General features: G+C 67.9%; 13 protein-coding genes and 1 pseudogene. 7 read left to right on the top strand and 7 right to left on the bottom strand.

Going from position 1 to position 12,800, the window contains the following annotated elements:
* Positions 1-29 precede the first annotated feature (29 nt).
* Positions 30-1,592, bottom strand: a complete 1,563-nt coding sequence (aceB, locus tag TCCBUS3UF1_RS08500; protein ID WP_014516114.1) for a malate synthase A — start codon at positions 1,590-1,592, stop codon at positions 30-32.
* A 98-nt stretch (positions 1,593-1,690) separates the two neighbouring features.
* Between aceB and TCCBUS3UF1_RS08495 the strand changes: the two genes are divergently transcribed.
* The 3 genes and pseudogenes from TCCBUS3UF1_RS08495 to TCCBUS3UF1_RS08485 all read left to right on the top strand — a co-directional run bounded on the left by TCCBUS3UF1_RS08495 (position 1,691) and on the right by TCCBUS3UF1_RS08485 (position 4,139).
* Positions 1,691-2,449: an IclR family transcriptional regulator gene (locus tag TCCBUS3UF1_RS08495; RefSeq protein WP_041433846.1), complete on the top strand. Its 759-nt coding sequence runs from the start codon at positions 1,691-1,693 to the stop codon at positions 2,447-2,449.
* A gap of 35 nt (positions 2,450-2,484) precedes the next feature.
* Positions 2,485-2,829, top strand: a pseudogene (locus tag TCCBUS3UF1_RS08490) (heat shock protein transcriptional repressor HspR); the annotation flags it as partial.
* Entirely contained in the window at positions 2,826-4,139 is a 1,314-nt protein-coding gene (locus TCCBUS3UF1_RS08485) for a dipeptidase (protein ID WP_014516111.1), read from the top strand. The pseudogene TCCBUS3UF1_RS08490 and the gene TCCBUS3UF1_RS08485, both read left to right, overlap by 4 nt.
* On the opposite strand, the gene TCCBUS3UF1_RS08480 is transcribed toward TCCBUS3UF1_RS08485, so the two are convergent.
* Both TCCBUS3UF1_RS08480 and TCCBUS3UF1_RS08475 read right to left on the bottom strand, forming a co-directional pair.
* Complete coding sequence (locus TCCBUS3UF1_RS08480; protein ID WP_014516110.1) at positions 4,136-4,867, bottom strand: 2-phosphosulfolactate phosphatase; 732 nt, start codon at positions 4,865-4,867, stop codon at positions 4,136-4,138. The two genes, TCCBUS3UF1_RS08485 and TCCBUS3UF1_RS08480, sit on opposite strands and share 4 nt — an antisense overlap.
* Positions 4,868-4,888: 21 nt before the next feature.
* Positions 4,889-5,539 carry a Crp/Fnr family transcriptional regulator gene (locus tag TCCBUS3UF1_RS08475; protein ID WP_014516109.1) on the bottom strand — a complete coding sequence of 217 codons (651 nt, stop codon included), beginning with the start codon at positions 5,537-5,539 and terminating at the stop codon, positions 4,889-4,891.
* A gap of 48 nt (positions 5,540-5,587) precedes the next feature.
* On the opposite strand from TCCBUS3UF1_RS08475, the gene TCCBUS3UF1_RS08470 reads away from it, so the two are divergent.
* The 4 genes from TCCBUS3UF1_RS08470 to TCCBUS3UF1_RS08455 all read left to right on the top strand — a co-directional run bounded on the left by TCCBUS3UF1_RS08470 (position 5,588) and on the right by TCCBUS3UF1_RS08455 (position 8,710).
* On the top strand, positions 5,588-6,217 hold the full coding sequence (locus tag TCCBUS3UF1_RS08470) for an ABC transporter ATP-binding protein (RefSeq protein WP_014516108.1): 630 nt from the start codon (positions 5,588-5,590) through the stop codon (positions 6,215-6,217).
* A gap of 25 nt (positions 6,218-6,242) precedes the next feature.
* Positions 6,243-6,950 (top strand): purine-nucleoside phosphorylase, encoded by a 708-nt coding sequence (locus TCCBUS3UF1_RS08465; protein WP_014516107.1) that lies wholly within the window; start codon positions 6,243-6,245, stop codon positions 6,948-6,950.
* A gap of 3 nt (positions 6,951-6,953) precedes the next feature.
* Entirely contained in the window at positions 6,954-7,769 is an 816-nt protein-coding gene (locus TCCBUS3UF1_RS08460; protein ID WP_014516106.1) for an enoyl-CoA hydratase/isomerase family protein, read from the top strand.
* 68 nt (positions 7,770-7,837) lie between these two features.
* Entirely contained in the window at positions 7,838-8,710 is an 873-nt protein-coding gene (locus tag TCCBUS3UF1_RS08455; RefSeq protein WP_014516105.1) for a phosphohydrolase, read from the top strand.
* Here the strand turns inward: TCCBUS3UF1_RS08455 and TCCBUS3UF1_RS08450 are convergent.
* The 4 genes from TCCBUS3UF1_RS08450 to TCCBUS3UF1_RS08435 form a co-directional block, all read right to left on the bottom strand.
* Positions 8,707-9,141, bottom strand: a complete 435-nt coding sequence (locus TCCBUS3UF1_RS08450) for a DUF2267 domain-containing protein (protein WP_014516104.1) — start codon at positions 9,139-9,141, stop codon at positions 8,707-8,709. The genes TCCBUS3UF1_RS08455 and TCCBUS3UF1_RS08450 overlap by 4 nt on opposite strands.
* 97 nt (positions 9,142-9,238) lie before the next feature.
* Positions 9,239-10,885, bottom strand: coding sequence for a long-chain fatty acid--CoA ligase (locus TCCBUS3UF1_RS08445; RefSeq protein WP_014516103.1), 1,647 nt, complete (start codon positions 10,883-10,885; stop codon positions 9,239-9,241).
* Between the two features lie 58 nt (positions 10,886-10,943).
* Positions 10,944-11,897, bottom strand: a complete 954-nt coding sequence (locus tag TCCBUS3UF1_RS08440) for an MBL fold metallo-hydrolase (RefSeq protein WP_014516102.1) — start codon at positions 11,895-11,897, stop codon at positions 10,944-10,946.
* On the bottom strand, positions 11,894-12,787 hold the full coding sequence (locus TCCBUS3UF1_RS08435) for a phosphoglucomutase (protein WP_014516101.1): 894 nt from the start codon (positions 12,785-12,787) through the stop codon (positions 11,894-11,896). The genes TCCBUS3UF1_RS08440 and TCCBUS3UF1_RS08435 overlap by 4 nt, the downstream gene beginning before the upstream one ends.
* Positions 12,788-12,800 lie beyond the last annotated feature (13 nt).

The raw sequence follows: 12,800 nt of genomic DNA, 5'->3' as shown, positions 1-12,800 counted from the left end.
TACGGCAAGGGGGCTATTCCCTTGGGGTTCTAGTCAATGTACTCGTAGGCCACCAGGGTGAGGAACTCCACGAAGGTCTCCGAGAGGACCAGCCTGTCCAGGATCTCCTCCGCCTCCTTGTAGCGGCCCACCTCCCTTCCCCCCAGCTTCTCCAGCTCCTCCTCCTTGACCTTCTGGTAAAGCTCGGGGGTGACCGTGCGGCCATCCTCCAGGGTGGCCCCCCGGTGGACCCACTGCCAGAGCTGGGCCCGGGAGATCTCGGCGGTGGCCGCGTCCTCCATGAGGTTGAAGATGGCGGCGGCCCCGTTGCCCAAAAGCCACTGGTTGAGGTACTGCAGGGCCACGGAGATGTTGTTCCTAAGGCCGGCCTCCGTCACCTTGCCCCCGGGCACGTGGAAGTCCAGGAGGTCCTGGGCCGTCACTTGCACCTCCTCCCGCTTCACGTGCTTCTGGTGGGGCCTATCCCCCAGGTGGCGGTCAAAGACCTCCATGGCCACGGGCACCAGGTCGGGGTGGGCCACCCAGGTGCCGTCAAACCCCTGGCCCGCTTCCCGCTCCTTGTCGGCCCGCACCTGCTGGAAGGCCCGCTCGTTCACCTCGGGGTCCTTGCGGGAGGGGATAAAGGCCGCCATCCCCCCGATGGCGTGGGCCCCGTGGATGTGGCAGGACTTGACCAGGAGCTCGGTGTAGGCCTTCATGAAGGGCACGGTCATGGTCACCTGGGCCCGGTCGGGGAAGATGGGGGCGGTGGTGGCGAACTTCTTGATGCAGCTGAAGATGTAGTCCCAGCGGCCCGCGTTGAGCCCGGCGGCGTGTTCCTTGAGCTCGTAGAGGATCTCCTCCATCTCAAAGGCCGCCAGGATGGTCTCAATGAGGACGGTGGCCCGGATGGTCCCCCGGGGGAGGCCCACGTAGTCCTGGGCGAAGTTGAAGACCTGGTTCCAGAGGCGGGCCTCGAGGTGGCTTTCCATTTTGGGCAGGTAGAAGTAGGGCCCGCTGCCCCTTCGGACCAGCTCGTGGGCGTTGTGGAAGAAGTAAAGGCCGAAGTCAAAGAGGCTGGCGGAGATGGGCTCCCCGTCTACCCGGACATGCTTTTCCACCAGGTGCCACCCCCGGGGGCGAACCACCAGGGTGGCTACCTCCTCCTTGAGGCGGTAGGCCTTCCCCTCGGGGGAGACGAAATCAATCTGGCGGCGGACGGCGTCCATCAGGTTCTTCTGCCCCTGGATGACGTTGTCCCAGGTGGGGGAGAGGGCGTCCTCAAAGTCGGCCATGAAGACCTTGGCCCCCGAGTTCAGGGCGTTCACGATCATCTTCCGGTCCACGGGGCCGGTGATCTCCACCCGGCGGTCATTGAGGTCCTTTGGGGCCTCGGCCACCTGCCAGCTTCCTCCCCGCACGAAGGCCGTCTCCGGGAGGAAGTCGGGCTTCTCCCCGGCCCTATACCTTTCCCAAAGGGCCTGGCGCCGCTCTAAAAGCGCCTTGCGCACGGGGTTGAACTCCCGCTGCAAGGCCACCACGAAGCCCAGGGCCTCCTCGGTGAGCACCTCCTGGAGGAGGGGATGGTCCTTGGTGATCTCCACGCCTTTCATGGTGGCCTGAGCCTACGGGAGGCCGGCGGGATTTGTCAAGGGACGAAATGGTTTTTCGTCTGTTGAAAAACACCTTGGGAGATGCTAGCTTGGGATTCATGCCGAGGCCCAGGGAACGGGGAGCTGGGGAGGTGAAAACCCTGGAGCGGGGCCTAAAGGTGCTGGAGGCCCTGGCGGAACTGGGGGAGGGGGGGCTTTCCCCCCTGGCCAGGAGGACGGGGCTTTCCAAGAGCACCCTGTACCGCCTCCTCCAGGCCCTGGTCCGCCTGGGCTTCGTGGAGGAGGTAGAGGGGGTGTACCGGGTAGGCCCCCGGGCCTTCGCCGTGGGCCAAGCCTATCTCAGGAAGAGCCTGCTGCAGGCGGTTCGGCCCGAGATGGAGGCCCTGGCAGCGGAAACCGGGGAGAGCGTGAACCTGGCGGTGCCGGCGGGGATGGAGGCCCTGTACCTGGACCAGGCGGAGGGAACCAAGCTGGTCCGCCTCTTCACCGCCCCCGGCTCCCGTGCCCCCCTGCACGCCACGGGGGTAGGCAAGGTCCTCCTGGCCTACCGCGGGGTGCCCGAGGGGCTTCCCCTCACCCCCTATACCCCCTTCACCCTGACCCGCCGGGAGGACCTTCTAAGGGAGTTGGAGAGGGTTCGGCGCCAGGGCTACGCCCTGGACAACGAGGAAAAGGAGCTGGGGGTGCGGTGCGTGGCCGCCCCCGTCTTCGGCCCCGGGGGGGAGGTGGTGGCGGCCCTTTCCCTCTCCGCCCCGGCCAGCCGCCTTTCCCCCCAGGCGGCCCATGCCCTGGCCCCCAGGGTCCTCGAGGCCGCCCGGAGAGCTTCCTTGCGCTTGGGCTTCACCCCTACTCTATAATGAGAAGGGTTAGGAGGCTTTAGCGGGAGGGGCTAAAGACCATGGACAAGGACCGTCCGGTGTACGTGATCTCGGTGGCGGCGGAGCTGGTGGAGATGCACCCGCAGACCCTGCGGCTTTACGAGCGGAAGGGGCTTATTAAGCCGAAGCGGTCTGGGGGGAAGACGCGGCTTTACTCGGAGCGGGACATTGAGCGGCTGAGGGAGATCCGGCGCCTGACGCAGGAGCTTGGGGTGAACCTGGCGGGGGTGGAGGAGATCATGCGGCTGCGTTCCGAGCTCGAGGCCCTCCAGGCCCGCTTTGAGCGGGAGGTGGCCCGGCTTAGGCTCCTCCTCCTGGAGGGGGGCACCCTGGCCGAAGAGGGTAGCATGGGGGCGTGAGCGCGCTAGAGCCCCTGCTGGAGTTCCTCTCCATCCCCTCGGTATCCACCGACCCCCGCCACCAGAAGGACGTCCGCCGGGCGGCCCTTTGGCTTAAGGAACGGCTGGAGGTCCTGGGCTTTCGGTCCGAGCTCCACGAAACCCCCCTCCACCCCATCCTCTACGCCGAGCGCCTCCTGGACCCCGAGGCCCCCACGGTCCTGGTCTACGGCCATTACGACGTCCAGCCCCCCGACCCCCTGGAGCTTTGGGAAAGCCCCCCCTTCTCCCCCACGGTGCGGGAGGGTAGGGTCTACGCCCGAGGGGCCTCGGACGACAAGGGGCAGCTCTGGGCCCACGTGGCGGCCCTGGAGGGGCTGGAGGCCCGGGTGAACCTGAAGTTTTTGGTGGAAGGGGAGGAGGAGATCGGCAGCCCCCACCTCCTTCCCTTCGTGCGGGCCCACCGGGAGAAGCTTCGGGCCGATGTGGTCCTGGTTTCGGACGGGGCCATGTTCGCCCCCCACACCCCCACCCTGACCTACGGCCTGCGGGGGCTTTGCTACCTGGAGGTGCGCCTCCAGGGGGCCCGGCGGGACCTTCACTCCGGGGCCTTCGGCGGGGTGGCCCCTAACCCCATCCAGGCCCTGGGCTGGATCCTGGCCCGCCTCAAGGACGGGACCACGGGGAGGGTCCTGATCCCCGGCTTCTACGACCGGGTGCGTCCCGTTTCCGAGGAGGAGAAGCGCCTCTGGCCCCCCTTGGACGAGGAGGCCCTAAAGGGGGAGCTGGGGGTGGAGGTCCTGCCCGGGGAGGAGGGGTACTCCCCCTTGGAGCGGCTTTGGGCCCGGCCCACCCTGGACCCCAACGGCATCTTCGGCGGCTACCAGGGGGAGGGTTCCAAGACGGTGATCCCCGCCGAGGCCGGACTGAAGCTCTCCATGCGCCTGGTGCCGGACCAGGACCCCGAGGAGGTGGCGGACCTGGCCGAGGCCTACCTGAAGGCCCTCTGCCCTCCGGGGTACCGGATGGAGGTCCGGCGGCTCCACGGGGGTAAGCCCGTCCTCACCGACCCCCAAAGCCCCCCCATGCGCCTCATGGCCCGGGCCCTGGAGGAGGTCTGGGGGCGGCCTCCCGTCTACGCCCGGGAGGGAGGGACCATCCCCGTGGTGGCGGAACTCCAGGAGGCCTTGGGGGCGCCGGTGGTCCTCCTCGGCCTGGGCCTCAACGACGACAACCTCCACGCCCCCAACGAGAAGTTTGACCTGGTGAACCTGGAGAAGGGGATCCTTGCCATCCGCCGCTTCCATGGGCTATTGGCGGAGTCGGGTTAGATCCCTTGCCCGGGAAGGGCCCGCTTGAAGATAAGGGCCTCCCCCACCCGGCCCGTAAGCAGGGGGACGGCGGCGCTCCTGGCCACCTGGGCGCAGAAGGGCACGTCCCCCTCGAGGCCCACCCCCTTCAGGGCCAGGGCGGCGGCGGAAAGGGAAAGGGCCTCCAGGGGGTCCTGGTAGGCCCGCTTGACGGCCAGGGCGATGCGGGCCCCGTCCTCGGGCTCCACCTCCCCCAGCAGGCCCAGGTACTCCGCCAGCACCCCGGCGGTGTAGAGGTCGTCCAGCCCCACCCGTCCCTCCTTGCCGGCGCAGAGGATGGCTACCTCCTCCGTGGCCAGCTCCCGGGCCAGCCTGGCGGCGGCGTGGGCGTTGTAGAGGGAGGCCAGGAGGACGTGCTTGGCGGTCCTGGCGGCGGCGTGGGCGGCCTTGGTGCCGTTGGTGGTGCTCATGACCACCACCTTGCCCCCCACGGGGGCCTCGAGGGCCTCCCGGGGGGAGTTGCCCAGGTCAAACCCCGGGGGCCTCAGCCCCCCCACCTCCCCCGCCAGGACCACGTCCTCGTCCTTGAAGGCCCGGGCGGCCTCCAGGCCCGCTACCAGGTACAGGGCCTCCGCCCCCGCCTCCAAGAGGCAAGCGGCGGTGGTGGTGGCGCGGATCACGTCCACCACCAGGACCACATCCGGGTAGACCAGCTCCTCTGTGGGCAGGACATCCACCTTCAGGCGCACGCGCACGACCTCCTTGGGGGCTTAGGCCAGACCGAAGGCCACCTCCTCCAGGAGTCCCGGGTCCAGCACCTCCACCTCCCCCGGGGCGAGGCGGAGGAGGCCCCGCTGTTTGAACCCGTGGAGCACCCGGGTGACCGTTTCCCGGCTGGCCCCGGCCAGGGCGGCCAGGTCCTGGTGGCGCAGGCGAAGCCGGGGTCCGTGACCTAGCCGCAGGAGCTTGAGGAGGGCGTAGGCCACCCGGCTTTCCGCCTCCTCAAAGGCCAGAAGGTCCAGCTCCACGTTGAGCTCCCGCAGCCGGTGGGCCAGGATGCGGGCCAGGTTGTGGGCCAGAAGGGGAACCCGGCGGATCAGGGCCAGGTAGGCCTCGCGGTGCAGGGCCAGGAGGAGGGTGTCCTCCTCGGCCACGGCGCTGGCGCTCCGCTCCCCCCCGTCCAGGAGGCTCATCTCCCCGAAGACCCCTCCCTTCCCCACGAGGCCCAGGGTCTTCTCCTGTCCCCCCAGGTGGGTGCGGTAAAGGCGCACCCGTCCCTCCGCCACCAGGTACAGGCTCTGCCCCAGGTCCCCCTGCCGAAAGACGTGCTTCCCCTTGGGGTAGGCCAGGGATTGGAAGTAGGTGCGGGCCAAGGCCTCCTCCTCCGGGGTTAGGTCCTGGAACAGGGGGTTGCCGGGCATCGGCCCTACTCTAACCGAACCTTCATCCTTTGCCTAGAGGATGGGGGGGTGCGGCCGGTGTTGCAGGTGGAGGACCTGGGCTTCGCCTACGGGAATGGTTTCCTCTTCCGCCACCTTTCCTTCCGCCTTGCCCCGGGGGAGGCCTTGGCGGTGCTGGGCCCTTCGGGAAGCGGCAAGACCACCTTGCTCCATCTCCTGGCCGGGCTTTTGCCCCTGCAGGAGGGGGAGGTGTACTGGGAAGGCGAGCCCCTCCGGGGCTTATCCCAAGGGGCCTTGGCCCGGCGGCGCCTGAGCTTTTTGGGCCTGGTCTTCCAGCACCACTTCCTCTTTCCCGAGCTCACGGCCCTGGAGAACGTTCTCGCCCCCGGCTACCTGGCAGGACGGGTGGACCGGGGATGGGCCCTGGCCCTCTTGGGGCGGCTAGGCCTAGGGGGGCGGGCCCATTTCCTGCCCCAGAGGCTTTCCGGAGGGGAGCGCCAGCGGGTAGCGGTGGCCCGGGCCCTTTACCTCAGGCCCCGCCTCCTCCTGGCGGACGAGCCCACGGCCAGCCTGGACCGCCGCCAGGCCCGAGAGGTGCTCCGCCTCCTCCAGGAGCTGGCCCAGGAGGTGGGGGCGGCCTTGGTCCTGGCCACCCACGACGAGGCCCTGGTGGAGGGGTTCCCCGCCCTGAAGCTTTAGGGGGTATGGGGTAAGATGGGGCGGTATGAGTCCCATCCACGTGCGGGGCCAGCCGGGGGAGGTGGCGGAGCGGGTCCTCCTGCCCGGGGACCCTGGGCGGGCGGAGTGGATCGCCAAAACCTTCCTGGAGGATCCCGTCCAGTACACCTCCTACCGGGGCCTTCTGGGGTATACGGGCCGCTACCGAGGGGTACGGGTTTCCGTGCAGACCACGGGCATGGGGGCACCCTCGGCCAGCATCGTGGCCGAGGAGCTGGTGAGCCTGGGGGCCCGGGTGCTCCTTCGGGTGGGCACCTGTGGGGCGGTGGACGGGGCCTTGGCCCCTGGGGACCTGGTGGTGGCCCAAGGGGCGGTGCCCCTGGACGGGGCTACCCGGCAGTACCTGGAGGGCCGTCCCTACGCGCCCCTGCCCGATCCCGAGCTCTTTCGCGCCCTCTGGGACCAAGCCCGCAAGAAGGGGTACCCCCACCACGTGGGCCTGGTGGCCACGGAGGACGCCTTTTACGCCACCACCCCGGAAGGGGCCAAGGCCTGGGCCCGCTACGGGGTGTTGGCCTTTGAGATGGAAGCCAGCGCCCTCTTCCTCATCGGCAAGCTCCGGGGGGTGAAGGCCGGGGCCCTCCTGACGGTTTCCAACCGCATCGGCGACCCGGAGCTGGCCCCCCCAGAGGTGCTGGCCGAGGGGGTGAGGCGTATGGTGGAGGTGGCCCTCGAGGCCCTCTTGGAGGTGTAAGCCATGGCCCACGAGCACGAGCACGAGTTCATCCTGGAGATACCCGAGTTTGAGCACCTGGCCTACGAGGTGGAAGGCGGCATCGCCTTGGTCACGCTGAAGCGCCCCGAGGCCCTCAACGCCCTCTCCCAGGACCTGCTCCAGGAGCTGGCCGAGGTGACCGAGGTGATCCACCAAGACCCCGAGGCCCGGGTGGTCATCTTCACCGGGGAGGGCAAGGCCTTTGCCGCCGGGGCGGACCTTAAGGAGATCGCCGCCCTCAAGGACCCCTTCATGGCCCGGGAGTACGCCCTCTTGGGCCAGCAGGTCTTTGCCGAGATCGCCGCCCTGCCGGTGCCCACCATCGCCGCCATCCACGGGTACGCCCTGGGCGGGGGGCTGGAACTGGCCCTGGCCTGTGACCTGCGGGTGGCCTCCAAGGAGGCCAAGCTGGGCCTGCCCGAGGTGGGCCTGGGCCTCATCCCCGGCTTTGGGGGCACCCAGCGCCTGCCCCGCCTCATCGGGCGGGGCCGGGCCTTGGACCTCATCTTCACCGGGCGGCACGTGCCCGCGGAGGAGGCCTTGGCCCTGGGCCTGGTGAACCAGGTAGGGGAGGACGCCCTGGAGGAGGCCAAAAAGCTGGCCCAGAAGATCCTCAAGAACGCCCCCATCGCCCTGGCCTTGGCCAAGGAGAGCGTGGTGCGGGGCGAAGGCCTGGACCTGGCCGAGGCCTTGGAGATCGAGGCCGACCTCTTCGGTTACGCCTCAGCCACGGAGGACATGAAGGAGGGGGTGCGGGCCTTTTTGGAAAAACGCCCCCCTAACTTCAAGGGCGAGTAAAAGGGCTTGGAATAGGGGGGCCTAGCCCCCTAAGGCCCCTTTCTTTTTGTGTAAAGTAAAGGTTGCCCATGACGGGAGAACGCGTGGTCCACGTTGCCAGCCCCAAGGCCAAACTCTACGCGGAGGCGGACCAGGCCATCCGCGAGCGCCTTAGGGCCTTTCCCAAGGCTCTAAGGGCCTATGAGCTTCTCATCCAGGACCCGGAGGCCCGGGCAGGCTGGAACATGGCCAACTACCTCACCATGCGCAAGCTGGGCTACAACGACCATGGCCGGGTCCACGCCCTCCTCACCGGGGCGGCCAGCGTGGCCATCCTCGGCCTTCTGGCCGAGGCGGGGGTACGGCTGGACACCCTGGAGTCTGGGGCGGGGGAGCTGGAGGATGCCTACGTGGTGGTCCTCCTCTCCACCATGCTCCACGACCTGGGCAACCAGGTGCACCGGGAACACCACGAGGCCTTCGGCGTTACCCTGGCCCTTCCCATCCTCAACCGCATTCTGGAGAAGATCTACCCGGACCCCGAGCAAAGGACGGCCCTTCGCGCCCTCATCCTCCACGGCATCCACAGCCACGACCTGAACCCCGAACCCCTCACGGTGGAGGCGGGGGTGACCGCCGTGGCCGACGGCACCGATATCACCAAGGGCCGGGGCCGCAAGGCCTTTGCCCTGGGGAGCATAGACATCCACTCCATCAGCGCCTTGGCGGTGGACGAGGTGCGCATCCTCAAGGGGGAAAAGGTGCCGGTGGAGATCCAGGTGACCATGAACAACTCCGCCGGCATCTTCCAGGTGGAGGAAACCCTCACCAAGAAGGTGCTAAGAAGCCCCTTGCGGCCCTACGTGACCGTGGTGGCCATGACCGGAGAGGGGGGCCAGGACCAGCGCATCGTCCACCGGGTGCGCCTGCACGAAACCGAGGACCGCTTCGTGCTGGACTAACGGGGCCAGAGCTCGCGCAGCTCCTTGGGCAAAAGGTTTTGCACGTCCCGGATCTCTCCCTCGCTTACCTTTTGCGCCAGGACCTGGAACACGGCCCGGGCCGCGGCCTCTGGGTCCAGGGCTGGGCCGGAAGGGGTCCGGAGCTCCCGGGCCACGTGGGCCAGAAACTCCTCCTTGTGGCGTTCCTTCAGGGGTTTGCCCGTGGGGTCCCAGCCCTCGTAGTAAAGCCCCCGGACCAGCATGGGCAGCTCGGCCCCCAGCTGGGCCACCTCTTCCACGGGCAGGCGGTCCCGCAGGGCATGGAGCACCGCCCGCAGGGCCATGTAGGCCCGGTGCCGGTCCTCGAGGCCCAAGGCCTCCATGATGGCCTTCAGCCAGGCATGCGTTTTGTGTAAGGTGGTGTCAAACACCTCCAGGCCAGTGGCGCTCATACCTTCACCCCCTTTGCCTTAAGCATATAACTTGAGCAAGGAAATGTAAAGCGGCCCCCGGGGTGGAGGGCCCCTGGGGGTGGGGTCCAAGGCCGGCTCAGGCCCGGCGGGGCACCTCCTTGGCTAGCTCCCGCTTCAGGATCTTCCCCACGCTGGACTTGGGTAGGGTGTCGCGGAACTGGAGGATGCGGGGGACCTTGTAGGCGGCGAGGTTTTGGCGGCAGAAGGTTTCGATGTCTTTTTCGGAGACTTTGCCTTTGTACTCGTCTTTGAGGACGATGAAGGCGGCCACGGTTTCGCCGCGGTAGGGGTCTGGGACGCCGACGACGGCGGCTTCTTGGACGGCTGGGTGCTGGTAGAGGACTTCTTCTACTTCACGGGGGTAGATGTTGTAGCCGCCGGCGATGATCATGTCTTTTTTGCGGTCTACGATGTAGAAGTAGCCATCGGGGTCCATTTTGGCGAGGTCGCCGGTGAAGAGCCAGCCATCTTTGAGGGTTTTTTGGGACTCTTCTGGGCGGTTCCAGTAGCCTTTCATGACGTTGGGGCCTTTGAGGATGAGTTCGCCCACCTCGCCTGGGGGGAGTTCCTTGCCCTCCTCGTCCACCACCTTGGCCTCCACCCCGGGGAAGGGAAGGCCCACGCTTCCCAGCTTGCGGGGGCCGTAGAGGGGGTTGCAATGGGTGACGGGGCTGGCCTCGGTGAGGCCGTAGCCTTCCACCAGCTTGGCCCCGGTCAGCTTCTCAAAGCGCTCCGCCACCTCGAGGGGCAAGGGGGCTGAGCCCGAGATGCAGGCGCGGATGCTCTTCAGGCTCCTCCCCTCAATCCCGGGGAAGTTGTTGAAGGCTACGTAGAGGGTGGGCACCCCAGGGAAGAGGGTGACCCCGTGCTTTTCAATGGCCTCCACGATGGGCTTGATCTCCGGCCGGGGCAAGAGGACCAGCTTGGCCGCTCCCAGCAGGGCCAGGTTCATGGCTACGGTCATGCCGTAGACGTGGAAGAAGGGAATGGCCCCCAGGACCACCTCTTCCCCCTCGCGGAAATCGGGGATCCAGGCCCGCACCTGCAGGGCGTTGGTGGAGAGGTTGCGGTGGGTGAGCATGGCCCCCTTGGCCACCCCCGTGGTGCCCCCGGTGTACTGCAAAAGGGCCAAGTCATCCAGGTCCAAGGCCACGGGCTCCGGCTTCCAGGCCTTGAGGAAGGCGCGCCAAGGGATGCCTTCCAGCTCCTTGGGCCACTGGCCCTTCCGCTTGAGCGTCAGGGGGTAGAGGAGGTTCTTGGGGAAGGGCAAGTAGTCCTGGATCCCGGTGCGCACCAGGACCTCTACCGGGGCCTCGGCCTTCACCTCCTGGTACCGGGGCAGGAGGAGGTCCAGGATGACCAGGGCTTTGGCCCCTGAGTCCAGGAGCTGGTGGCGCAGCTCCCGGGGGGTGTACATGGGGTTGGTGTTCACCGCCACTCCCCCGGCCAGCAGGGTGCCGAAGAAGGCGATGACGAACTGGGGGGAGTTGGGCAGCATGATGGCCACCCGCTCCCCCGGCTCTAGGCCGGCCTCTTGTAAACCCCTGGCGAAGGCTTCCACCTGGCGCCAGAGGCGTTGGTAGGAAATACTTCGCCCCAAGAACTCCAAGGCTACCTTTTCTGGGTAGCGGCGGGCGTTTTCCCGAAGGAGCTCGGTGAGAAGCCAGGGCTTGGGGGCCTCCTGGGGAACCCCGGGGTCGTAGTGGGCGTACCAAGGATGCATGGCACCTCCTTGAACCGGGTCAAAGTTTACTCCTGGAAGGTCTACCCGGCAAGGGTCTTTAGGCCCGGAAGTACCGGTAGGGGGGGCCTTCCCGTCCCACCTGCCCCTCGTGGCGCAGGTACTCTAGGTGGGCCAGGGTTTCGGCAAAGGCGAAGCGCCTGCCTGCGGCGTCCAGCTCCTGGGGGAAGAGCTTGAGGGAAAGTTCCCACGCGGTTTCGGGCCCTTCCAGGTGGCGGAGGAGGGCCTCGAGGCGCTCCTGGTGGTGAAGGGCTAGCTCCTGGGCCCGCTTGCCCACCTGGGGGATGGGGCCAAAGTGGCCGGCGTAAGCCACCTGGGCGGGGAGGCCCGCCAGGCGCTCCAAGGAGGCCAGGAAGTCCCGTAAGGGGTTTTCCCGGGTGTAGGCCCAGAGGCCCACGTTGGGGGAAACCCTTTCCAGAAGGGCATCCCCTGCCAGGAGAACCCCCTCTTCTTCCAGCCAGAAGGCCACGTGCCCGTCCGCGTGCCCGGGGGTCCAGACCACCCGAAGCCGCTTCCCGGCCACCTCGAGGACCTCCCCCTCCCGGAGGGGGACGGGGTTCTTTGGGGGGTGGACCCTTTCCCGGGTCTTGGCCATGGTTTCCCGGATGCCCCCAAGGGCCTCCTCGGGGGTCCCGTGCTCCAGGAAAAGCTGCCAGGAAGCCCCCTCAAAGGCCTCGGGTTCCTGCCAGAAGCGATGCCCCCGCCCAAGCTCCTCCTCGTGCAGGTAGACCTTAGCCCCCAGGCCTTCCAGGAAGCCCGCAAGGCCGTAGTGGTCGGGGTGGTGGTGGGTGAGGAGGACCGTGCGGACGTCTTGGAAGCAAAGCCCCAGCTCGGCCAGGTAAAGCTCCAGGGTGCCCCGGGCGGTCTTGGTGCCCAAGGCGGTGTCCACCAGGGCCACCTCCCCTTCCCCCTTGAGGAGGTAGAGGTTCACCGTCTTCAAGGGGTAGGGGATGGGTACGGGAAGCAGGTAAAGGCCGGGGAGGAGTTCCCTCATAGGAGCACCTTCAGGAGGAGCAGGGCGGCCAGGAAGGCATCCTTTTCCGGCAGGTGCCAGGGGAAGAGGTACCCCCCTTCCCCATCCCCCTGTACCTCCCGCCCGGCGGAGGCTTCCCGCAGGTGGGCCAGTACCCCTTCCGAAGGAAGCATCTCCCCCCCGGGAAGGAAAACCGCGAGCCGGTCGGCATCCCCGTCCAAGGCGAAGCCCACCCCGGGGGGTTCCAGGGCCTTGAGGAGAACCCTTAGGGTGTTCAGGTTTTCCGGCACGGGGTTGGGGTCCACCCCGTAGAAGAGGGGATGGGGGAGGGGGTGGATTTCCCGCAGCTCGGCCCCAAGGCCCAGGCGCTTAAACGCCCCTGCCAGGAAACCCCCGCCCGCTCCGCCCATGGCGTCCAGGTAGACCACGCCCCCCTTCTCCCCCATCTCGCCGGCGCTTTGGGCCAGGCGTTCCAGGTAGGGCTTCTTTAGGTCCAAAAGGGCGAAGGAGCCCCGTCCTTCCGGGGGGGAAGGGGGCAGGGAGAGCTCCTCGGGGGAGAGGGGCTTCCCGGGGCCGCGGCGGAGCTTGACCCCCTGGTAGGGGGCGGGCTTGCGGCTGGCCGTCAGGTAGAACCCAGCCGCCTCCTTCTCCGCCAGGGCGAAGGCGAAGAGGGGGAAGGGGGCAGGGCCTTGTAGGAGGTGGGTTTCCAGGCCCGCCCCCGCCAGGACCCTTGCCGCCTCCTCCGCCATCTCCTTGGCCAGGAAACGGGTGTCGTGGGCCACCACCACCCGGCGGAGGCCTTCTTCCGCCAGGCGCGCCGCCACCCCTCCCGCCAGGCGGGCCACGGTGGCGAAGGTGAAGTCCTTGGCGATCTCGCCCAAGAAGCCGTCTTGGGTAGGGGAGAGCTCCATGCCCTAAAGTCTA

This window comes from Thermus sp. CCB_US3_UF1 (genome assembly GCF_000236585.1).
In the GTDB taxonomy this organism is placed as follows: Bacteria; Deinococcota; Deinococci; order Deinococcales; family Thermaceae; genus Thermus.
This window is presented reverse-complemented; position numbering and strand designations above follow the sequence as displayed.